The organism is Alkalicoccus luteus (assembly GCF_012034335.1).
In the GTDB taxonomy this organism is placed as follows: domain Bacteria; phylum Bacillota; class Bacilli; order Bacillales; family Salisediminibacteriaceae; genus Alkalicoccus; species Alkalicoccus luteus_A.
This window is the reverse complement of the sequence record NZ_JAATHJ010000006.1, coordinates 59,885-83,209: the sequence shown is the minus strand read 5'-3', so window position 1 is coordinate 83,209 and position 23,325 is coordinate 59,885. Positions and strand designations below refer to the sequence as shown.

Annotated in this window: 19 protein-coding genes; all 19 read right to left on the bottom strand. The window is 51.6% G+C overall.

Going from position 1 to position 23,325, the window contains the following annotated elements; translation table 11 throughout:
- Positions 1 to 4: 4 nt before the first annotated feature.
- Positions 5 to 655, bottom strand: a complete 651-nt coding sequence (gene ppaX / locus HCN83_RS05940) for a pyrophosphatase PpaX (protein WP_168005441.1) — start codon at positions 653 to 655, stop codon at positions 5 to 7.
- 15 nt (positions 656 to 670) lie between these two features.
- Complete coding sequence (locus HCN83_RS05935) at positions 671 to 1,630, bottom strand: nucleoside recognition domain-containing protein (protein WP_168005439.1); 960 nt, start codon at positions 1,628 to 1,630, stop codon at positions 671 to 673.
- A 31-nt stretch (positions 1,631 to 1,661) separates the two neighbouring features.
- On the bottom strand, positions 1,662 to 2,450 hold the full coding sequence (lgt, locus tag HCN83_RS05930) for a prolipoprotein diacylglyceryl transferase (RefSeq protein WP_168005591.1): 789 nt from the start codon (positions 2,448 to 2,450) through the stop codon (positions 1,662 to 1,664).
- 42 nt (positions 2,451 to 2,492) lie between these two features.
- Positions 2,493 to 3,431 carry an HPr(Ser) kinase/phosphatase gene (hprK, locus tag HCN83_RS05925; protein WP_168005437.1) on the bottom strand — a complete coding sequence of 313 codons (939 nt, stop codon included), beginning with the start codon at positions 3,429 to 3,431 and terminating at the stop codon, positions 2,493 to 2,495.
- A complete protein-coding gene (locus HCN83_RS18585) occupies positions 3,419 to 3,541 on the bottom strand; it encodes a hypothetical protein (protein ID WP_281351693.1) in 123 nt (40 codons plus the stop codon). Before HCN83_RS18585 ends, hprK begins: the two co-directional genes overlap by 13 nt.
- A gap of 26 nt (positions 3,542 to 3,567) precedes the next feature.
- Positions 3,568 to 3,924 carry a phage holin family protein gene (locus tag HCN83_RS05920; RefSeq protein WP_168005435.1) on the bottom strand — a complete coding sequence of 119 codons (357 nt, stop codon included), beginning with the start codon at positions 3,922 to 3,924 and terminating at the stop codon, positions 3,568 to 3,570.
- Positions 3,921 to 4,121 (bottom strand): PspC domain-containing protein, encoded by a 201-nt coding sequence (locus tag HCN83_RS05915; RefSeq protein ID WP_168005434.1) that lies wholly within the window; start codon positions 4,119 to 4,121, stop codon positions 3,921 to 3,923. The genes HCN83_RS05920 and HCN83_RS05915 overlap by 4 nt, the downstream gene beginning before the upstream one ends.
- A 15-nt stretch (positions 4,122 to 4,136) precedes the next feature.
- The gene (locus HCN83_RS05910) at positions 4,137 to 5,249 is read right to left on the bottom strand and encodes a DUF4097 family beta strand repeat-containing protein (RefSeq protein WP_168005433.1); all 1,113 of its coding nucleotides are present in this window, start codon (positions 5,247 to 5,249) and stop codon (positions 4,137 to 4,139) included.
- Between the two features lie 144 nt (positions 5,250 to 5,393).
- Positions 5,394 to 8,261: an excinuclease ABC subunit UvrA gene (gene uvrA, locus HCN83_RS05905; protein ID WP_168005432.1), complete on the bottom strand. Its 2,868-nt coding sequence runs from the start codon at positions 8,259 to 8,261 to the stop codon at positions 5,394 to 5,396.
- 7 nt (positions 8,262 to 8,268) lie between these two features.
- Positions 8,269 to 10,263 (bottom strand): excinuclease ABC subunit UvrB, encoded by a 1,995-nt coding sequence (gene uvrB / locus HCN83_RS05900; protein ID WP_168005431.1) that lies wholly within the window; start codon positions 10,261 to 10,263, stop codon positions 8,269 to 8,271.
- A 197-nt stretch (positions 10,264 to 10,460) separates the two neighbouring features.
- On the bottom strand, positions 10,461 to 11,735 hold the full coding sequence (locus tag HCN83_RS05895; RefSeq protein WP_168005430.1) for a PDZ domain-containing protein: 1,275 nt from the start codon (positions 11,733 to 11,735) through the stop codon (positions 10,461 to 10,463).
- Between the two features lie 240 nt (positions 11,736 to 11,975).
- Complete coding sequence (locus HCN83_RS05890) at positions 11,976 to 13,484, bottom strand: S41 family peptidase (RefSeq protein WP_168005429.1); 1,509 nt, start codon at positions 13,482 to 13,484, stop codon at positions 11,976 to 11,978.
- Between the two features lie 1,014 nt (positions 13,485 to 14,498).
- Positions 14,499 to 16,073 (bottom strand): peptidoglycan DD-metalloendopeptidase family protein, encoded by a 1,575-nt coding sequence (locus HCN83_RS05885; protein ID WP_168005428.1) that lies wholly within the window; start codon positions 16,071 to 16,073, stop codon positions 14,499 to 14,501.
- A 34-nt stretch (positions 16,074 to 16,107) separates the two neighbouring features.
- Complete coding sequence (gene ftsX, locus HCN83_RS05880) at positions 16,108 to 17,001, bottom strand: permease-like cell division protein FtsX (protein ID WP_168005427.1); 894 nt, start codon at positions 16,999 to 17,001, stop codon at positions 16,108 to 16,110.
- Complete coding sequence (gene ftsE, locus HCN83_RS05875) at positions 16,991 to 17,677, bottom strand: cell division ATP-binding protein FtsE (RefSeq protein WP_168005426.1); 687 nt, start codon at positions 17,675 to 17,677, stop codon at positions 16,991 to 16,993. Before ftsE ends, ftsX begins: the two co-directional genes overlap by 11 nt.
- A gap of 238 nt (positions 17,678 to 17,915) precedes the next feature.
- On the bottom strand, positions 17,916 to 18,287 hold the full coding sequence (locus HCN83_RS05870; RefSeq protein WP_168005424.1) for a c-type cytochrome: 372 nt from the start codon (positions 18,285 to 18,287) through the stop codon (positions 17,916 to 17,918).
- Positions 18,288 to 18,366: 79 nt separating this feature from the next.
- Entirely contained in the window at positions 18,367 to 19,263 is an 897-nt protein-coding gene (locus HCN83_RS05865) for a YitT family protein (RefSeq protein ID WP_205774514.1), read from the bottom strand.
- 200 nt (positions 19,264 to 19,463) lie between these two features.
- A protein-coding gene (gene prfB, locus HCN83_RS05860) for a peptide chain release factor 2 (protein ID WP_168005422.1) occupies positions 19,464 to 20,565 on the bottom strand; the annotation gives its coding sequence in 2 pieces (ribosomal slippage) (positions 19,464 to 20,492 and positions 20,494 to 20,565; 1,101 coding nt in all).
- 54 nt (positions 20,566 to 20,619) lie between these two features.
- On the bottom strand, positions 20,620 to 23,160 hold the full coding sequence (gene secA / locus HCN83_RS05855; protein ID WP_168005420.1) for a preprotein translocase subunit SecA: 2,541 nt from the start codon (positions 23,158 to 23,160) through the stop codon (positions 20,620 to 20,622).
- Positions 23,161 to 23,325: the final 165 nt, after the last annotated feature.

Sequence of the window (23,325 nt, the reverse complement as noted above, 5' to 3'; positions counted from 1 at the left end):
CCTCTCAGTCCTTCTCCATGAAGGAGATCAAATCGGTCATCTGATCGAGCATCGTATCCGGTTCAAACCGCTCCAGATGCTCACGGCCTTTAATCGACCAGGAAACGCCGGCTGAGCGGGTGCCGGTATTTTTACCGGCAAGAATATCATGCTCGCTGTCGCCGACCATAATCGCTTCTTCCGGACGGCGCTCCAGCTGCCCAAGCGCTTTTAGCAGCGGCTCCGGATCCGGCTTCCAGTTCGATACGTGATCGAGCGCGATGACAACCGGGAAATACTGCTCCATTTTCATCAGCTTCAACCCTTTCATCGCCGTATCGCTCCGCTTCGTCGTCACTACTGCAAGCGAATACGCCTCCCTGCGCAAGTATTCCAGCGTCTCATGAACGCCCTCATAGCCTTTCACAAGCTCGTCATGATGCGCATGATTAAACGTGCGGTACACACCGATCATCTCTTCTGCATAGTCCGGATTCAGCCTCGTAAACGTTTCCGACAGAGGCGGGCCAATAAATCGTGCGATATCATCCCGGGCGTAGGCTCCCGGAAAATACCGGTCCAACGTATGTTCGAATGAAGCTACTATCAGATCGATCGTATTGATCAGCGTGCCGTCCAGATCAAACAGCACCGTATTCAGCTTTTTCTGATTCATGTCGACTCGTCCCTTCTACCGGTCCGACGACGCAGCGGCAGCCGGTTCTTCTTCCTCCTGCTCCTTTTGCTCAAGCCTGTTCCAGATAAAGGCGACAGCAGCCGTTAACAGAATCGCCGTCACGAGTCTTACGAGCAGCAGCGGCCAGAGCGGAATGCCTAGCGGAGCAAAAATGAGCGTATCTTCAATCACTGCATGGCAGGCCACGAGAAAAATAAATACGAGGTACAAATCTTTTTTCGATACCCCGTCTTCTTTCGCTGCCTGAATCATCACGCCTGCGCCATAGGCAAGGCCGAAAAGCAGACCGGAAGCGAGTGTTGTTGACGTATTCGGCTTCACGCCGAGCAGCTTTGTAAACGGGGTCATCCACCTCGAAAAGACAGGCAGCCACGCCAGATCTTTCATCACCTGCACAAACAGCATGATCGGAATAACGATCGCCGCCAGCTGCAGAATCCCGATGAAAGCTGCTTCCACCCCGTAAAAGAAGATGTCTGCAGTACCGGTGACGTTTTCGGGACCTGCCGGCACAAAGCCGTAGCTCGCCTGCTCCGATCCCCCCTGCCATACGAGGTGTATCACCCATGCAGATACGAGCGCAAGACCAATCCGTACGGCCAACACGACGCTGATCCGCAGACCGACCTGCTTTGCCACGGCAGATTCCACAAACAAATTGTGTGAAAACGAGAGCATCACGGCGAGGATAAACACCTGCTTCACGCTTAAATCCATCGTCAGCATCGCGCCGATCGCCGCGTACAGATTCAGCACATTGCCGAGAACGAGCGGAATTGCTGCCTCCCCCGGGAGACCGATCAGGCCCATCATCGGAGAAAGAACCCGCGTCAGCCAGTCCATGACAACGGTCTGACTTAGCATCGTCACAATCAGCGTGATCGGAAATATGATTTTACCGAGCTTCCACGTCGTTGCAAGGCCGGCGAGCAGTCCTTTCTTCAATGTCTGCATAAGAAAACAAGCATCCTTTCCTTTGTTACGGTCAGTCGTCTAAATAACGTTTCGTGTAGCCTGCTTTACGCCAGTAGATAATCAACGCAATACTACCTGCAATAAGGACGGCAGATAGCACCATCGCGGTTCGGAAGGTTCCGAAAAGCAGCAGATAGTCGGTACGGATTCCTTCTATGAAGAATCGTCCGATTGAGTAATAAATCACGTACGTCAGGAACAGCTCTCCACGGCGCAGGTTAACGCGGCGCAAGTAGAGCAGCAGCGCCACTCCGGCGAGACTCCAGAGAGACTCATACAGAAAAGTCGGATGGTAGTAGCTGCCGTTGATGTACATCTGATCGATAATAAACGTCGGCAGGAACAACGACTCGAGAAACTGACGGGATACTTCCCCGCCATAAACTTCCTGGTTCACGAAGTTGCCCCAGCGTCCCACTGCCTGACCGAGCAGAATACTCGGCGCTGTGATGTCGGCCATTTTCCAGAACGAGACGTTTTTAATCCGGCAGAAGATGTAGCCGGTTAACACAGCTGCGATCAAGCCTCCGTGAATCGCGAGGCCTCCTTCCCAGATAAAGAAGACGCGCACCGGATCCCCCGCAAATTGTTCCCAGCGGAAAATGACGTAGTACAATCTAGCTCCGATAATCGCTGCCGGAAGTGCCCACATGAGCAGATCTGCAAGCAGATCATCCGGCATACCGCGCTTTTTCGCTTCCCGGTTGGCAATCAGATACCCTAAAAAGGCACCGAGGCCGATCAGCAGACCATACCAGTGGACGGAAATCGGCCCGATTTCAAATGCAATAGGATTCATTGGCTGTATCGAATATAGCAACTTGGTCACCTCAACTGTTGATTAGTCATTATCGTGATCGCCTTCTTCAATCACGGTCGCAAGCCGTTCTGAGAACTGTTCAGCGGCGTTGATGCCCATACGCTTCAGACGGAAGTTCATCGCAGCTACCTCAATGATAACCGCCAGGTTCCGCCCGGGCCGGACCGGCACCGTAATTTTCGGAAGATTTGTTTCAAAAATCTGGATGAAATCCTCGTCCAGCCCGAGACGGTCGTACTGCTTCTTTTGATCCCATGCTTCAAGATCAATGGCCAGTCCGAGCCGCTTTTCGTTACGGACGGAGCCAGCCCCAAACAGCGTCATTACGTTAATGATGCCCAGTCCGCGTATTTCAAGCAGGTGGCGGATTAAATCCGGAGAACGTCCGACCAGAACGCCATCCTGCTCTTCGCGGATTTCAACGGAGTCATCCGCCACGAGCCGATGCCCGCGCCGGACGAGGTCCAGCGCTGTTTCACTTTTACCAACGCCGCTCGAACCGGTGATCAGCACGCCGATTCCATAAATATCAATCAGTACGCCGTGCATGGCAGTCATCGGTGCCAGCCTGCTTTCCAGATACGTCGTCAGCTTCGAACTAAGTCTCGTCGTGGAAATTTCCGCTGAGAAAACTGGCACGCCCACCTCGTCCGCAGCTTGCTTCAGCGTATCAGGTGCTTCGATGCCCCTGGAAAGAATGATAGCCGGCGTATCATATGTGCAAAGCCGCTGCATCCGGTCAATCTGGTCCTCCTCCGGCAGCTGTTCGTAAAACGACATCTCTGCTTTACCGAGCAGCTGAATCCGCTTTGCCGGATAGTATGTAAAAAAGCCAGCCATTTCCATGCCCGGTCGCGAAATATCACTCGTCGTAATCGAACGGTACGTAACCGATTCTTCGTCATTCATCAGCGTCAGGTCAAATTCCTCCATCAGTCGATCTGCTGTCACTTCTGCCATGCTGTATCTGCTCCTCTCCTGCTCGCTTCATCTTTATCCATTCTAGCATACCAGAGGAACCCCCGGACGGAAAGCGCCTCTGCCCGCCGCATGAAAAAACGATCCGGCATCAGCCGGACCGCATCACCTGTCTTTTTTACCGCTTTGTGAGCGGGTCGATAATAAAGTTCGAAATGATCGCATTGAGCAGCGCGAAGATCACGGCTGCAAGCAGGCCGTTGAAAAAGCCGTCAATGACAAAGCTGTCGCCCATAAACCATGCCGTCAGCATAAGGGTAATGGCGTTGATCACGAATAGAAACAAGCCGAGCGACAGGATCGTGATTGGGAGCGTAAGCACGACGAGAATCGGTTTCACGATGACATTGACAACCGCGAGGATCAGGCTTGCAATCACGGCTGCTCCGAATCCCGTCAGCTCGATACCGTTGAAAAAATACGCGATGATGAGCAGAACGACTGCGTTTACAATCAGCTGTATGAGCCAGCTCATAGTCCCCTCACATCCCCTTCATTCGGCATCAGAAAGACGCCGATTAAATAAAGTGACACGATAAGCAGGGAAAACGGGAAGAATAGCACAATCGCTGCAATGCGCACGACTGTGGGATCCACACCGAAGTACTTGCCGAGTCCTCCGCATACCCCTGCGAGCTTGCGGTCTTCGATCGTCCGGGATAGCTGTTTCATGCATGACACCTCCGGTTATTTAACGTGAATCGAACCTGTAGTGGATTCGGCCTCAATGTAGAAGTGGCCCTCTCCATCCTTGTTGGCAAGAAACGTCTGACGCTTCTGAGCATAATCCTTTTTCTCTTCAATCACGCTCATATTCGGCAGCTGGCAGTGCAGCCCTCCGACCGTTGTCTTTACGTCTGCTTCTACTTTCACGCCGTCCGGAACTGCCACGTAGACACTTCCCATAACGGTTTTCAAGTATGCCTTTGACTGCGAAGCTTCCGACAAACGGAAATGCAGCGTGCCGTTCACCGACTCCAGATGAAAGTCGCCGCGTCCGGCGTCCACCGTTACCGTCCCGTTCATCGACTTCAGTTCCCCGTCCATCGCATTGAACTGGCGCACGGTAATCGAACCGTTCGTCGTTTCAATTCTCGCTTCTTTCGCATCAATCCGTTCGATCGCTACTTTACTGTTGACGCCGCGGATATCGAGTTTATGAACAGGCAGGCTCCCTGCATTAACACGACCGTTGAAAGCATATATTTTCAGCTTTTCCAGGTCGTTCGTCGGCAGATACACAACCGTGTTCACCTTTATCGATTTTTTACGGACATCAAAGCGAAGCCGGCCGTTTGAAATACTGAACTGAGCTTCACGCAAAAATTCACGCCGGGCTGTTTCTGCATCCTTCACGCGAAATACTTGTACGTCGCACTCAATCCGCACCTGCTTCTCATCGGAAGGCCGAATTTCAATCGCACCGTTTTCGACGTGAATATCCGCTTCTTTAACATAAACGTCACGCTGTTGAAACACATGATCAATTTTCTCAGCTGTACCGAAATTGAAATCGAGATCAAATTCTTTCAGCCGGTGTACGGCATCATCCACAAAACCCGAAAACTTGTTGGCGAAGCTCGTCATTTTCTCTTCCGCACGACGGTAGCTCCAGTCTCCGCTTTCCTGACTCTGTTTTCCTGTCTCCCGCTGTTCTTCCTCAAAAAAGGCTTGTTCCTCCGGCTCCGGCTCTGCCTGCTTTTCGCGCTCATTGATCGTCTCCAGCAGACGCATGCCCTCCTCGGCAGAAATTTTCCCGTCCTCGATCATCTTCAGAATCATTTTCCGTTCTTCCTGCATGATCAAACGCCCCTTTCCATAGTCGGCAGGTTCGGTTTCCCGCCCCTGCCTTCATAATACAGCAGCCTCCACGGAGTTCCCTCCGTCCGGAGGCGTATTCTCCATCGGCATTCGGGTGTATTACGGATCAGCGCCACAGATGTTTCATCTCGCAGTCGCAGGTTCCGCTATTTCGTTCATTCGTTTCCGTTCGCGTTCCAAGATCGGCTTTAAAAACCGGCCGGTATGCGAGGCTTCCACTTCAGCCACTTCTTCCGGCGTTCCTTCAGCAACGAGCTCTCCGCCTCCGTTTCCGCCTTCCGGACCGAGATCAATAACGTGGTCGACCGTTTTAATAACATCAAGGTTGTGCTCAATGACGACGACAGTATCTCCGTTCTCCACGAGGCGCTGCAGCACGTGAAGCAGCTTTTCAATGTCAGCCACGTGCAGGCCGGTAGTCGGTTCATCCAGAATGTAGAACGTCTTTCCCGTTGAGCGGCGGTGCAGCTGGGAAGCGAGCTTAACCCGCTGAGCTTCCCCTCCTGAAAGCGTCGTTGCAGGCTGACCGAGCTTAATATAGCCGAGACCGACGTCCTGCAGCGTCGTCACTTTCCGTTTAATTCGCGGTATATTTTCGAAAAAGTCGACCGCTTCGTCCACCGTCATGTCGAGCACATCAGCAATGTTTTTGCCTTTGTATTTAATTTCAAGCGTTTCACGGTTGTACCGCTTTCCGTGACATTCCTCGCACGGGACGTACACATCCGGGAGAAAGTGCATCTCAATCTTAATGATGCCGTCCCCGCGGCAGGCTTCACAGCGGCCGCCTTTTACGTTAAAGCTGAAGCGCCCCTTTTTATAGCCGCGCACTTTCGCTTCGTTCGTCATCGCAAACACGTCGCGGATATCATCAAACATGCCGGTATACGTAGCCGGATTTGATCGGGGCGTTCTGCCGATCGGCGACTGGTCGATGTCGACCACCTTCTCAAGCTGATCGATCCCTTTCACTTCCTTAACACGGCCGGGCTTCGCTTTTGCTGTTGTCAGCTTTAAGGAGAGCGAACGCTTTAAAATATCGTTGATCAGCGTACTTTTACCAGAACCGGATACACCGGTCACCGCATTCAGCAGGCCGAGCGGAATCGACACGTCTGTGTCCTTCAGGTTATTTTCTGCGGCTCCCTTAATCTGAAGACGGCGCTTCGTCGGCTTGCGTCTTTCCGCCGGCAGTGAAATAAACTTTTCACCGGAAAGATACTTTCCTGTCAGCGATTTTTCGTCTTTCATCACTTCCTCGGGAGTGCCGGTTGAACAAATGCTTCCGCCGTTAACACCTGCTCCGGGTCCGATATCAATCAGATGATCGGCCGCAAGCATCGTATCCTCATCGTGTTCAACAACGATCAGCGTGTTGCCGAGATCCCTCATTCTTTCGAGCGTGCTGATCAGCCGGTGATTATCCCGCTGATGCAGCCCGATGGACGGTTCATCAAGAATGTACAGCACCCCCATCAGCGAAGACCCGATCTGCGTAGCAAGACGGATTCGCTGTGCCTCACCGCCGGAAAGTGTCCCCGCCGAGCGCGACAGCGTCAGATACTCGAGGCCGACGTTCACCAGAAAGCCAAGCCGCTCTTTAATTTCACGGAGAATCATCCTCGCAATCGTCATATCCTTTTCTGAGAGCGTCAGGCTGTCGAAAAACTGATCCGCTTCGGTGATAGACATGTCGGTTACTTCACCAATGTGCCGGCTGTCTATTTTTACCGCAAGCGATTCCTCGCGCAGACGGTTGCCGTCACAGGAAGGGCAGGGTTTCTGAGCCATGTACTGCTCCATCTGCTCGCGTATATAGTCCGAACCGGTTTCCCGGTACCGTCTGGCAACATTTTTCAGCACGCCTTCGAAGTAAATATCCTTCTCGCGGATCCGTCCGAATTCATTCTCGTATCGGAAATGGATTTTTTCGCGGCCGCTTCCTTCGAGGATAATATTTTTTTCCTTTTTTGCGAGTTTTTTAAACGGCTTGTCCATATCTATTCCATAATGACTGCAGACACTTGCAAGCAGGGAAGGGTAATACTGGGAGCTAGTCGGCTTCCATGCCGCAATGGCGTGTTCGTTCAGTGTAAGAGACGGATCGGGAATGATCAGCTCTTCATCCACTTCCAGCTTGTGGCCGAGGCCGTCACAGCTCGAGCACGCACCGAACGGACTGTTAAACGAGAACATCCGCGGTTCCAGCTCGCCAATGGAAAATCCACAGTGCGGACACGCGTGATGCTGGTTGAACAGCAGCTCTTCCTGATCGATCACATCGACAATGACCTGGCCTTCAGCAAAATCCAGCGCCGTTTCCAGGGAATCTGTCAGCCGTGTTTCGATTCCTTCCTTAATCATAATCCGGTCGATGATAACTTCTATATTGTGCTTTTTGTTCTTATCGAGCGTGATCTCTTCTGCTGCCTCCCGCATCTCGCCGTTGACGCGGACTCTGACGTATCCCTGTTTTTTAATGTCTTCGAGAACTTTCGCATGCGTTCCTTTGCGGCCGGACACAACCGGCGCGAGAATCTGCATCTTCGTGCGCTCCTCATATGCCATCAGCTGGTCGGCCATCTGTGTTACTGTCTGGGAAGTGATTTCCACTCCGTGGACCGGACAGATCGGTGTTCCGACTCTTGCAAACAGCAGGCGCAGATAGTCGTAAATTTCAGTAACCGTCCCGACTGTCGACCTTGGGTTTTTTGACGTCGTTTTCTGATCGATAGAAATGGCCGGGCTCAGTCCGTCAATTGAATCAACGTCCGGTTTATCCATCTGACCGAGAAACTGCCGGGCGTAAGCAGAAAGAGATTCCACGTAGCGACGCTGTCCTTCCGCATAGATTGTGTCAAAAGCGAGCGAGGATTTCCCTGACCCTGACAGGCCGGTCATGACGACGAGTTTGTTTCTCGGGATCGTCACGTCGATATCCTTCAGGTTATGGGATCTCGCCCCCTTTACTACAATGTTATCTAAAGCCATGTTAGTCTCATCCTTCCGCTTTCAATTCTAAGATGACGTCACGCAGTTCGGCAGCCCGCTCGAAATCGAGGTCTTTAGCAGCCTGCTTCATTTCAAGCTCCATTCGCTCCACTACTTTTTCGCGTTCTTTTTTCGTCAGTTTTTTATTCGGTGCCTTTTCAAGTGCTTCGTATGTTTCGTCTTCCTCGGCCGCAAATGTCGCCTTGATCAGCTCCGGAATCGCTTTTTGAATCGTCGTAGGTGTGATACCGTATTTATCGTTGTACGCTTTCTGTATCGAACGGCGGCGGGTCGTTTCATCGATCGCCACCTGCATCGAATTCGTCACTTTGTCTGCATACATAATAACGTGCCCGTTTGCGTTACGGGCCGCCCGCCCCATCGTCTGAATCAGCGAACGCTCTGCCCGGAGGAAGCCTTCTTTATCCGCATCCAGAATGGCAACGAGCGATACTTCCGGAATATCGAGACCTTCCCGCAGCAGGTTGATTCCGACGAGCACGTCGAATTCTCCCTGGCGCAGTTCACGAATAATTTCAATCCGTTCCAGCGTCTTAATGTCCGAGTGCAAATACTGCACTTTGACACCGACCTCTTTTAAATAGCTCGTCAGGTCCTCTGACATTTTTTTCGTCAGCGTCGTGATGAGAACTCGTTCACCACGCTCCCTGCGCAGGCGGATTTCCTCAATCAAATCATCAATTTGTCCTTCAATCGGACGGATGTCTATCGTCGGATCGAGCAGCCCCGTCGGCCGGATAATCTGTTCCACCATTTCTTTCGTATGCTCAATTTCATACGGTCCTGGTGTGGCAGAGACGAACACGATCTGCCGGATGTGCTTTTCAAACTCCTCGAACTTGAGCGGCCGGTTATCTTTAGCCGACGGCAGACGGAATCCGTGATCGACAAGCACGTTTTTACGAGCCTGGTCCCCATTGTACATGCCGCGCACCTGCGGCAGCGTCACGTGGGACTCGTCGATAATAATGAGGGAATCTTCCGGAAAATAGTCAAGCAGCGTGTAAGGAGTCGCACCAGCCTCACGGAACGTCAGATGCCGCGAATAGTTCTCGATTCCGGAACAGTACCCGAGCTCCTGCATCATTTCCAGATCGTAGCGTGTGCGCTGTTCCAGACGCTGAGCCTCCAGCAGCTTTCCTCTGTCGTGCATATCTTTTAAGACAGTATCGAGCTCCGCCTCTATGTTTTTCATCGCGCGCTGCAGTTTTTCTTCACGTGTGACGAAGTGGGAGGCCGGAAAGATAGCAGCGTGCTGCCGTTCTCCCAGCACTTCACCTGTCAGGGCGTCCACTTCGGTAATCCGGTCGATCTCATCTCCAAAGAACTCCACTCGTAAACAATGCTCATCGCGGGAAGCAGGAAAAATCTCCACGACGTCTCCGCGCACCCGAAACGTCCCCCGCTGAAAGTCTATATCGTTACGCGTATACTGCACATCGACGAGCTGCCGCAGCAGGTCATTCCGCTCACGCTCATCTCCGGTTCTTAATGACACAACAAGATCCCGGTATTCCTCCGGGGAACCCAGGCCGTAAATGCACGAAACACTGGCCACGATAATAACATCGTCGCGTTCAAACAGTGAACTCGTGGCGGAGTGGCGCAGCTTATCAATTTCGTCATTGATGCTGGCATCTTTTTCGATGAACGTATCCGACTGCGGAATATACGCCTCCGGCTGATAATAGTCATAATAGCTGACAAAATATTCAACCCGGTTTTCCGGGAAAAATTCCTTAAACTCGCTGTACAGCTGTCCTGCAAGTGTTTTATTGTGTGCAATGATCAGCGTTGGTTTTTTTACCCGTTCAATCACGTTGGACATCGTAAACGTTTTCCCTGTTCCGGTCGCTCCTAACAGCGTCTGAAACTTTTCCCCCTGCTCAATGCCTTCTACGAGCTTTTCTATTGCTTGCGGCTGATCGCCTGCAGGCTTGTATTTGGATTCCAGCTTAAATGGATAGGTTTCAACAGCCACGTTGTGTCACCTTGCCTTCCTTCGTTAAACTTTATTCTTCTCAATCTATTACCCGATTTTATCCTGATTCACCCATTATATCACGAAAAGCAGCTTCGTGCGAACATACATTCTGCTCCTGATCTGGAAGCAGTCCGCTCTTGCTTAAACGGCAAAAAACTGTCCCGGAAATGTTCCGGGACAGTCGCACAGCACAGTCAGCTGCTTTTTTCTTCGTGCGTATCTTCCTGCTTTTCTTCGTCATCTGCGGTTTCCCTTCGGTCCTGACGAAGGACTACGAGAGACCGGAGTCCGCGAAGTGATAAATTCGTATTCTCATCATCAGGGATAAACAGGCAGCCGATTAAATAATGATCATTTTCATAGATCGACGCCTGAGCAATCCGTTTTTCGCCGTCCCGGTCCACTACTTCCAGCTTGGCATAAGCAGAGCTTTGCTGCAGCGCTTCGTAAAACGCCGCCTGCGTTTCCACCTGCACACCGTTTGTCTTGACGATCGTTTCACCCGGCAATATGTTCAGCTTTTCAGCGGTCGATCCCGGCAGCACGCCGAGTACCGTCAGCCCATTTTCCCGTGCGGTATAAATGCTTACACTGCTATGGTCTGCCGCTTCAAATGCCCATCCGGCACTCGCCCGTCCGAGCAGAACGACCGCGGCTGCTGCATAGATAAGCACCGGCAGAAAGAAAGAACCTGCAAAGAATGCTCCGGCGAGGAGAGCTGTGACAAATAATCTCGCTCCAACTCGCTCTGAGGCTACGTCCGGATAGACGGACTGCGCCTTCACCTGATAACCGACCAGAAACGGAATCAGCATAAATCCGAACGTTCCTGTCGTCCCGTCCAGCAGCGGCCACCACCCCTGCGAAGCAGCTCCGCCGGCTGGCACGAGCACCACCGCAGGCATCAGCCAGAGGTTAGAGATCGTATGTGCCCCGACCATTTTACCGCGCGGACTTTTCTGCAGCAGCGGAGAAGAAGCAGCCGACGTCCGGAATAAAACGGCTTCCAGCAGCATCAGCGTCACGAGCAGCACGCCCAGGTGAAACATGTTCACTTCCTGAAGCGACGCAAGCATATCGTTCAGCCAGGCAGAGCCGGTGCCTCCCGCAGGTAAAAAGGGCAGAAGCAGCATGGAAACAGCTGCTGTTACCGTAAAACTGTACCAGGAAGCATGGCGGAACGGCAGCTGGAGCAGCCACACTGCTGAAAACAGCAGCAGAAGCGCATAGGACAGCTCAACGCCGGTGACGACAAAAACTACCGCGGCAGTGACCCCGGCGATCAGTGCTTTCGGTACCGGTGACAGCAAAGCGCTGACAACGTCTTGCACCTTCGTATGAAAATGGCGCCTTTCCCGCTTCACCCGCTTAATATGATAGAAAAACAGTCCAAGCACAAATATGTATGTTAACGGATGCAGAAACAGTCTGCCAACCGCCGTCAACGCTTCAAGCAAAACGGATCCCATGATGATTCCCTCCTAAAACAAACCTGTACATTCTATTCTAAAGGAATTATTGGAAAAGAACAGCATTTTTCGATTATCTTTTCTGATCATCTTTCATCAATATCCCCATAGCTTTTAACAACAATAGTCCATTTCATTCGCACAACCGGAAGGGTTCTGTTCTGTTCTTAACGAAACGGGCACGGGTTCAAAAAAAGGAGACTCCGGCAGCGGAACCGGAATCTCCCAATCATTTATTTACTATGCCTGTTCCAGAAGCAGATCGAGCGCTTCCTGATACTGAAGGTCATTCTCCTGATCCTGCACCGATTCGATGATTCGTTCCTGAATCGCATCAGCAGTTTCTTCGTTAATTTCTCCGCTTGCGTCGAGTCCTTCATCTTCCTGGAACGAGCGGACAGCGTCTTCTGTCGTCTCATCAAAGTAGCCGTCTGTCCGGTCGGTATCGTAGCCTAGTCCTGTCAGCATTTCCTGCGCGCTTTCGACATGTTCACTGAACATATCCAGCACGAGCGGTTCTTCCGCATCAATCGGCGTACTGTAGAAGTAATCAGGCTGCTCGACTTCGACTGTCGGACTGACGCCTTCTTCATTGATATCATTTCCATCTGACGTGAGCCAGCGGAACAGCGTCAGCTTCAGCTGACTGCCGTCTTCCATCGGCATCGTCTGCTGAACGGTTCCTTTGCCGAAGGTCGTCGTACCAACGACATCGTAGCCGCCAGCCTCGTGCAGAGCCGCAGCAAGAATCTCGGATGCTGACGCACTGCCTTCATTGATCAATCCAATAATAGGATAGTCTTTTTCCTCTTCTAAATTGGAAACGTGCCGGGTTCTGTCCCCGTCACGGTCTTCGATCTGAACGACCGTTTCTCCACCCGGAATAATCAGGTCCCCGATGTCTTCCACACTTTGCAAGTATCCGCCGGGATTGCCCCGGACATCTATCATCAGACCGTCGATGCCTTCTGATTCAAGCTCCCCGAGTTCCTCTTCAAAGCGTTCTGCTGTGTTTTCAGAGAAGGAACGGATTTCGAGTACTCCTACGCTCAGGCCGTCCTGTTCGACAATGTCTCCGTAGACTGTCTCCACCGGAATCTCATCGCGGACGACGTCTACGTCCATCGGATCTGACATACCGGGGCGGTCAATTGTGAGTGTGACCGTAGTACCTTTTTCTCCGCGTATTTTTAACACGGCATCATAAAGAGAAAGGCCTTCTATATCTTCGCCGTCAATTTCTATAATCTGATCATTCGGACGAAGTCCTGCATCCTCTGCCGGCGAATCGCGGAACGGTGCTACGATCGTAACCCGGCCTTCCGTCATGCTGACTTCTGCTCCGATTCCTTCAAATGACGATTCCAGTGAATTCATGAATTCTTCTGCGGTAGATTCATTCATGAAGTCGGAGAAAGGATCATCCAGCGTTTCAATCATTCCGGAGATGGCCCCTTCGATAAGCTGCTGCTCATCAACATCTTCCAAATATGTGTCGAGAATCATTTCCATCGCACGCTGAATTTGATCGTCGTCCGGTTCAGAACCGTTGCTTTCGGTGTTTTCAGTGCTTTCGGAGCTGCCCTGGCTGCTGCTGTTGTCATCACTTTCGGCAGATGCCTGCTCGGATGTATTTTCCTGCGGTGCCGCTTCCTGATTGTCTGAAACAGACAGATATGCAAACATACCGCCCGCACCGATCAACAGTGCGAGAACAAATACGACCGGCAGAAATATTCGAATGTTCATATTCCCACCCCATTCATAGCGAAAATGTCTTCCCCCTGATCTATCAGGTATTGTCTACAATCATAACAGAATCCACTTAAAAATTGAAAGAAAGCAAAAACCGTTACATAATATTTCACAGCGATGTCCGTTCGGCATAAATGAGACAAACAGGTTTTCCTGCAGATGTATAGATGAGCTTTTTTTAAGCGATGCGACCTCCGCGGCGAAGCACACGCAAAAAACGCCCGGCATAAGAGCCGGGCGTTGCAGACTGCAGACAAAGTCGGTAAAGGTGAATCATGTTGCATCTGCCTGTATCTACGGGCACTCGCTTTCCGGAGGGAACGGGCTCAGCTAATCGCTTCTTCCTTGCGTCGGAAGCGCTGGATCTTCGCCTCGTTCTGATCCTCCCGGAGTCGAGGCCCTTCGATGCCGGCAGCTGGCAGTATGTTTCAACCATCTGTTTATGATTAGTACAATCTTGCTCCATACGGATGGGGTTTTACCTATGGGACGTTTCTATGAACAATAGAGATGCCAGTGCTTCAACGTCTTCACGATGAAAGCAGAAAGGAAAACGTGCCAACCGATTGTGTCATCTTTCGCTAACAAACAGATCCGTTTCACCGATGTGTCCGGCGGGGACGCCTGTGGAATCAGCGCAGCATGAAGATTCAGAGCCGTTCAGATCTGCGAACGGCATCAACGCACGAGCGGAGCCGGACCGGGTCTTAAAGGCTTCTCGCGAGAAGCCTGTGTCCGAGTGAAGCCTCATAGCCGTTCGATTTTGAACGGTATGAAAAGCGCGAGCGGAGCCGGACCGGGTCTTAAAGGCTTCTCGCGAGAAGCCTGTGTCCGAGTGAAGCCGCGCCATCCTGCGTGTCTTTCTTCCCTTCATACAGGGTCACCCTGAGAAATAGCTGAAGGCAAGCCCACGGCAAGCTTCCGCCGGTAAGCGGAGGGGAATACAACCAAACGAATAAACATGTAGGCAGATTGACTTTGTCAACAGCCAGAAACGTATATTATATGTTACGGAAGATACGATGCCGGATTGACAGCTGATGAGCCGCCGGCATAGCCGCCGGGATGAACTTCAAAGTGCAGATGGACACCCGTTGAAACTCCGGTGGTCCCCATCGTAGCAATCACTTCTCCACGGCCGACTCTGTCGCCAGCCGATACGTTCATGGAAGCAAGATGCGCATAAAGCGTTGCATACGTCTGTCCATTGACGACATGCGTCACAACAACGGTATTCCCGTAACCGCCCATCCAACCTGCAGATGATACGGTGCCGCTTTCGGCAGCATAGATATTTGTACCGCCGTCACTTCCGTAGTCGATCCCGCGGTGCGGCCGGACATCTCCGTGCACCGGATGGCGCCGGTTCGGATTAAATCCGGACGTCACACGCCCGTCTGCCGGACGATGGAAAGTTGCCGATCCGGACGATGGCGCGGCTTCCTCAGAAGAAGTGCTTTCCGAAGAATCAGAGCCTGATGAGCTGTTGGAACTGCTCTCAGACGAACTGGAACTTCCCGAGCTGTCCGAGCTGCCTGAGCTGCTTGAACTGCTCGAGCTTCCCGAACTGCTGGAAGAGCTCTCAGAACCGGATGAAGCTATCTGCGTTTCCTCTTCTTCCTCTTCCTGCTGCTGACGTTCTTCTTCTTCACGACGCTCCTGCTCGCGCTGGCGTTCTGCTTCCTCTTCTTCTTCAGCCTGGCGCTGCTCCTCAGCAGCACGCTGGCGTTCCTCTTCTTCGCGCTGGCGCCGCTCTTCTTCCTCACGTGCCAGACGTTCTTCTTCTAAACGTCTCTCTTCTTCAATACGCCGCTGTTCTTCTTCCCACTCTGCAAGCTCCTGCTCTGCGGCTGCTTCCTGAGCGGCAAGAAATTCTGTTTCCTCTTCCAGTGTGAACAGGCTGTCTTCGAGTACAAATCCTCTCTCCGCCAGCTCTTCTAACAAGGAGTCCTTTTCAGCCGTCTGCGTTTCCAGGGATGCCTGCAGAGACTGAAGCTCAGCCATTTGTGTTTCCAGTGTTTCCAGCTGTTCTTCGAGTTCTGCTGTAGCCCGCTCCAGTGTTTCCATGTCTGCTATGTGTTCGTCGAGAATTTCCCTGTCCTGGGAAGCTATGTTATGAAGCGTGGAAACACGTTCCAGCAGATCACCGAAGCTCTGCGCCCCGAGAATGACCTCAATGTAGCGAACGGACCCGCCCGACTGATGCATGGAGCGCACGCGCTCTTTCAGTACGTCATCCCGCTCGTCAATACGGATTTCGGTTTCTTCGATCTCTTCACGGAGATCTTCTGTCCGTTCTGTCGTCGTATCTATTTCGCTCTGCTTGTCATTCATTTGGCCGGACGTTTCACTCATTTGTTCATCCAGATCCCGGATCTCCGTCTGCACTTCTCCGATTTCGCGCTCGACCTCATCCAGTTCTTCTTCTGTTTGTTCTGCTTCCTGCTCTGTATCCTGCTGCTGTTCCCGGTACTCTTCGATCTGTTCCTCCAGCTCATCACCGGTGTTGTCCGCAAAGGCAACACCGGGAGAGAGAAGGAGCAGGCCGGCAGAAAAACCGAGCAGCGTTTTTCGAATCATCATCTGCAATGCCCCTTTTACTAGTAGATTGTATGCGTTATATACGAAGGAATTTTCTTACGCTCATCAGGCTTCCCCATACCCCGACGACTGCTCCGATGACGAGCAGCAGTACGGAAGTCTGCAGAATCAGCGGATTAGCCGGGAGGAAATTAAAGAATTCCAGCCCCGTTGCTGTGCCAATGGAATCATAAAAGCGCTGATAGCCGTAAGTAAGCAGTATGATCGGTATCGCTGCGCCGAAGACACCGAGCAGCAGGCCTTCAATAAAGAACGGCCAGCGTATAAAGCTGTTCGTCGCACCTACAAGCTTCATAATTTGTATTTCTGTCTTACGTGCCATGATCGTCAGCTTAATAGTGTTGGCAATCAGAAAGACGGCTGTAAAAAGAAGACCAACAATCAGCACCAGGCCGACAATTCGCACAAAGTCTGTTGCCGCAAACAGCTGCTCAAAAATATCAGAGCCGTATTCAATATCATCAACGTAGCTTAACGAATCTATTTCCTCAGCTACAAGTTCTGTATCCTGGGGATCCGCAGCCTGTACGACAAATACATCGTTCAGCGGATTTTCATCCCTCAGGTTTTCAAAATAATCTCCCTGTTCGCCGAGACTTTCAATGAAGTTTTCCAGCCCTTCATCTCTCGGAATAAATTCAACATCTTCTACCTGATGAATCGTTCCGATCGATTCCTCGAGCTCTTCCTGTTCCGGCGCTTCTGCTTCACGATCTACGAAGACCCGCACCTCTACATCGCTCTCAAGTGAATCCGCAAAGTGATTGACGTTTAGAATCACCATGAGAAAGGCGCCGACAACGAGCAGCATAACCGTCACCGCACTGACAGAAGCAAACGTCATCCAGCCGTTGCGAACGATGTTTTTTCCGCCTTCTTTAATGTGGCGGCCGACCGTTCTAGCTTTCATAACCGTATGCCCCCCTTACTTCATCACGGGAGATGCGGCCGCCCTCGATGGCGATAACGCGCTTTCGCATATTGTTTACGATGCTGCGGTTGTGTGTCGCCATCACTACCGTCGTGCCGCGCTCGTTGATCTCTTCTAAAATATGCATGATTTCCCATGAGGTATCCGGATCGAGGTTTCCAGTCGGCTCGTCCGCAATCAATACAGCCGGACTGTTCACAATCGCCCTTGCAATCGCTACGCGCTGCTGTTCCCCGCCGGAAAGCTCATGGGGCATAAAGCGTGCTTTATTTTTTAAGCGTACGATATCGAGAACGTTCATTACACGCTTGCGTATATCGTCGCGCCCCGCTTCAATAACCTCCATGGCAAACGCCACGTTTTCAAATACCGTCATCGACGGAAGCAGCTTGAAATCCTGGAACACGACCCCGATGTCACGTCTTAGATAAGGAACATGACGTTCCTTCATCAGCCGCAGGTTCTGGCTGTTAATTAAAATATCGCCCCGCGTCGGCCGTTCTTCCCGGTACATCATTTTTATAAATGTTGATTTTCCAGCGCCACTCGGTCCCACTACATAAACAAACTCGCCTTTTTGTATGTATACCGTCAATCCGTTGACCGCCATGACGCCGTTCGGATACGTTTTCCAGACGTCTTTCATTTCGATCAAAACACATCACTTCCCACTGTATAAAGTCCCGTTTTCCCCTATCACAAAGCACTACGATTGTCGTTCCTTGTCGAATTTCTTGAATTCGTCAACTTCGCTATTATACCATGAAGCATTTTTAAAAAAAGCATCAGGAAGTTTACAATTTCATTTCAAAATACAACAAAAAGAGCATCTGGACGGCATGAATCGTTTCCATCAGATGCTCTCTTCACATATGTGTTTGCTGACTGCCGTATTATCCCTGGTCTTCCACCCATGCTGCTACGTCGTCAGCGTCATCGCCTTCAACGAGATCAGCAGGCATGCTCCCAGGACCTTCCTGAATCGCACTCAGAACTTCATCAAAGGAATAGCCTTCAAGTGCCGGACCCGTTCCGCCTTCCAGTTCGCCGCCGTGACAGGAAGCACAGTTACCTTGATAAAGCTCTTCCCCGTTAGCGAGATCGTACTCACCGTCGTCGCCGCCGTTGTTATCAGCAGCTTCTTCGTTCGTGTTATTGGCGTTGTTGTCTGCCGGGTCATTGGCAGGCTCGTTATCTCCACCGTTATCTCCGCAAGCTGCAAGCAGCAGGGAAGCAGCAAAGAGACCTGCAACCATTTTCTTCATACATTCCCCTCCTCGAATTAAAAAATACCTAAAAGAACTGGCAGGATATAGAAATCCCGTCTTAACCATTATAACCGATTCAGCGTCTTTTGAAACCTTCTCCGAGAACTTCAGACGTATCACTCACGATTACGAACGCACTGGGATCGATAGTCCGTACGAGCTGCTTCAGTTTCGTCACTTCATTGCGACCGACGACACATAAGAGCACAGGACGATCGTGGTTTGTATAACCGCCGTATCCAGCGAGCTTCGTTACGCCCCGGTCGACCTGTGTCAAGAGCCCCTGCTTTACCTCTTCTTCATATTCAGAGATGATCATAACCATCTTCGAATAGCCGAAACCGATCTGCACGATGTCGATGGTTTTCCCTGTAATAAACAGTGCAATCAGCGCATAGAGCGCAAACTCAAATCCAAAAATAAACGCGGATGACGTGACGACGAGCCCGTCCATCACAAAGACGCACGCCCCAAGCGACATCCCGGTATATTTATTGATAATTTGAGCCGCAAGGTCCGTTCCTCCGGTCGATGAATTCGACCGGAACACGATGCCAAGTCCGACACCGACGCCTACGCCGCCCATAATCGACGCAAGCAGCGGATCTGTCGTAACCGGTTCCCAGTTTCTCGTCAAATAAACGACGTACGGCAGAAACAGCGTGCCGATCAGCGTTTTTCCTCCATAAAAAAGGCTGCCGCTGATGCTTCCGCCAAGCAGCAGGACACCTGCAATAAAGAGTGGAATGTTAAAGGCCCACTGTGTATATGCCGGTTCAAAGCCGAATACGTGCAGAAACAAGGTCGAAATACCAGCTACGCCGCCGGACGCAATCTGATTCGGCAGCAGAAATAAGTTAAACGCAATCGCGACGATTGCCGCCCCGACCAGTACGTGGCCAATCTCGAACACCGCCCGTGTAAACGGAGTTCCCGGCCTGGCTGTACCGCGCCGGTTCATTTTTTTCATCATATGTATACGCCCCCGTCAGCAAAATCCTTCCGTAGTATATCACCAGTGGAAATGCTTGTAAACGCGGCTCCGCTAACGCTTTAACACGTTATAGCAGCGCCTTTTATCCGGAAAATAGTTTGCCTCACTCGCTTATCAAAAATGTTTCTGCGCACGCAAAAAAGCACCGGAACGATCTGCTCCGGTGCTCTCATGCTTGCTTATTGAATACGTGAGCGCAGGTAAGAGTCGATGAACTGCGTCAGATCACCGTCCATAACAGCCTGCGTGTTGCCTGTTTCCGAATCCGTCCGATGGTCCTTCACCATGTTGTACGGGTGAAAAACGTAGGAGCGGATTTGACTGCCCCAGCCGATTTCAGACTGCTCGCCGCGGATTTCTTCTGCTTCCGCGCGCTGACGGTCAAGCTCCTGCTGATAGAGCTTTGCTTTCAGCATTTTGATCGCTTTTTCCCGGTTCTTAATCTGCGAGCGTTCGGACTGACAGCTCACGACCGTATTCGTCGGAATGTGCGTCATCCGCACGGCAGAATCCGTCGTGTTCACGTGCTGACCGCCGGCACCGCTTGATCGGAAAGTGTCTACGCGAATATCTTCCGGTGAAAGGTCAATTTCCACGTTATCGTCCAGCTCCGGCATAATATCACACGACACGAATGACGTGTGGCGTCTGCCGGAAGAATCAAATGGTGAAATACGCACGAGCCGGTGCACGCCTTTCTCTGCCTTCAGGTAGCCAAAGGCGTTATGCCCTTTTATCAGGAGCGTGACGCTTTTCACGCCGGCCTCATCACCCGGCAGATAGTCGAGCGTTTCCACCTGAAAGCCTTGCGCTTCGGCCCAGCGGGTGTACATGCGAAGCAGCATCGATGCCCAGTCCTGAGATTCTGTTCCGCCGGCACCAGGGTGCAGCTCAAGAATCGCATTGTTAGCGTCATGCGGCTCCGATAACAGCAGCTGCAGTTCAAACTTCTGCAGCTCACGTTCCACTGCTTTTACGTCATCGACAAGCTCCGCCTTCAGTTCTTCATCACTTTCTTCTTTTACAAGCTCATACGATACGTCCATGTTATCCAGTTTTTCTTCCAGATCGCGGTACGTTTCCGTCATTGCCTTCAGCGCATTGTTTTCTGCGATGACCTTTTGCGCTTCCTCCTGGTTATCCCAAAAGGACGGATCAGCCATTCGTTCTTCCAGTTCTGCTACGCGGGTCTCCTTTTCTTCGAGGTCAAAGAGACCCCCTGAAGTCCGCCAGCGTACCGGCCATATTTTCAAGCTTCTGTCTGATTTCTGCCATTTCCATCGTATATCACTCCATTAATTATTCCCGTCACGGCGAAAGCCGGCGGGGTGCCGGCTATTCTTCTTTTCCGTGGCAATTTTTATACTTTTTACCGGATCCGCACGGGCAGGGATCGTTGCGTCCAACCGTATCACCTTTTACGTACGGCTGGGTTTTCCCCTGTTCCTGCTGTTGCTGCTGTTGCTGCTGTTCACCCGGCGTGCGGTGAACTGCTTTTCCTTCTGCTACCTGCTGACGCTGCAGATTCGACTGAATCTGGGCTTTCATGATATAACGGGACACTTCTTCTTCAATAGAAGCAACCATCGTCTCAAACATCTCAAAGCCTTCAAACTTATATTCGCGCAGCGGATCGTTCTGCGCGTAGGCACGCAGATGGATCCCCTGGCGCAGCTGGTCCATCTGGTCGATGTGCGCCGTCCACTTCTGATCGACGGTGCGAAGCAGAATGACCCGCTCGAATTCGCGCATCTGCTCCGGCGTAAACTCTTCTTCACGCGCATCGTAGTCTTTCTGGACCCGTTCGACAATCAGCTCGGTCATCTCTTCCGGATCGAGGTTTTTCAGCTCGTCTTCCGAAACTTCCGAAGAAGCAAAGACGGTCATGTTCATATACTCTGCCAGTCCGGCAAGATTCCAGTCTTCCGGCACCTCATCTTCCGGCGTATACGAATTCACGACACGCTCGACGGTATTGTGGAGCATATCTTCCACAACCGGGCGCAGGTTATCAGAATCGAGCACTTCATTACGCTGCTCATAAATCACATCGCGCTGCTCACGCATGACATCGTCATACTGCAGCAGCTGCTTCCGCGCATCAAAGTTGTTACCCTCTACACGCTTCTGCGCCTGCTCGACCGCTTTTGTAATGATCTTGCTTTCGATCGGCTGATCTTCTTCCATTCCGAGCCGCTCCATCATTTTACTCATGTTCTCAGATCCGAAGCGGCGCATCAGCGAATCCTCAAGCGACAGGAAGAAAAGGGACATACCAGGGTCTCCCTGACGACCCGCTCGTCCGCGCAGCTGGTTGTCGATCCGGCGGGACTCGTGCCGCTCGGTACCGAGAACGAACAATCCGCCGAGATCCGATACGCCCTGACCAAGCTTAATGTCAGTACCGCGGCCTGCCATGTTCGTTGCGATCGTAACGGCATGCTTCTGACCGGCATTTTCAATGATTTCCGCTTCACGAGCGTGGTTTTTCGCATTCAGCACGTTGTGCGGAATCCGTTTTTTCTTCAGCAGCTGGGAAATCAGCTCCGAATTATCCACGCTGACCGTACCGACGAGCACCGGCTGGCCTGCCTTATGAAGCTCTTCAATTTTCTCTACAATCGCACGCTGCTTGCTCGCAAGCGATTTGTAAATCAAATCGGATTTATCGATCCGGACGATATCTTTATTCGTCGGCACCGCATAAACGTTCATGTTATAGATGTTCTGGAATTCCTCTTCTTCCGTTTTTGCTGTACCGGTCATCCCGGACAGCTTCTTGTACATACGGAAATAGTTCTGGAACGTAATGGACGCCATCGTCATGCTTTCACGCTTGATTTTGACGCCTTCCTTTGCTTCGATTGCCTGGTGCAGCCCGTCACTAAAGCGGCGGCCTTTCATCAGTCGTCCGGTAAACTGGTCCACGATCGCAACCTGATCGTCTTCCACGACGTAATCTTCATCACGGATCATCACTTTATGTGCTTTCAGCGCCTGGTTAATGTGATGGTTCAGCTGCACGTGATCGGAATCGAACAGATTGTCGATATTAAAGATTCGTTCTGCCTTTGCGACACCGTTCTCGGTCAGCTGGACAGACTTCGTTTTCTCATCGAGCGTGAAATCATCGTCGAGTTTGAGCATTTTCACGAACTGGTTCGCCGTGCTGTAAAGTTCAGACGTGCGGTTCGCAGCACCTGAGATGATGAGCGGTGTCCGCGCTTCGTCGATCAGAATCGAGTCGACCTCATCGACGATTGCAAAATGAAGGTCGCGCTGCACCATATCCCGCTTGTATGTCACCATGTTATCGCGCAGATAGTCAAAGCCGAATTCGTTGTTCGTTCCGTACGTAACGTCTGCTGCATAGGCCTCGCGCTTCTCTTCCTTCGTCATACCGGACGCGTTCAGTCCGACTGTCAGGCCGAGGTAGTTATACAGCTTGCCCATTTCTTCCGCGTCACGACGAGCGAGATAGTCGTTGACGGTTACGACGTGAACGCCTTTTTCCGAGAGCGCGTTCAAATAAACCGGGAGGGTCGCGACGAGCGTTTTACCTTCCCCGGTTTTCATCTCTGAAATATCGCCGCGGTGGAGGACGATACCACCGATCAGCTGCACGCGGAAATGCGTCATGCCAAACACACGCGTGGACGCTTCACGCACGACTGCAAATGCTTCCGGAAGCAGATCATCAATCGCTTCTCCGTCGGCAAGGCGCTTCTTAAACTCCACTGTTTTTCCGCGCAGCTCATTCTCGCTCAGCTGCTTTATTTTTTCTCCGTATTCGTCAATCTCGGCCACAAGCTTATCCAGCTTTTTCAGATGACGGGCATCTGAGTCGCCGATCACTTTTTTGAGTAATCCAATCATCGGGCATTGCTCCCTTTCTGCTAAATTCCTTCCCTGCACAAAAAAGCCGTGCCGGGCAGGATCCGCTGTTACACGCTGCTATTCATTTTATCAGGTTGCTGATAAGCTTACAAGGAGCGGCAAAACGCCGAAGAAGCTGCAGGTTGATTCCTGAAAACGGATACG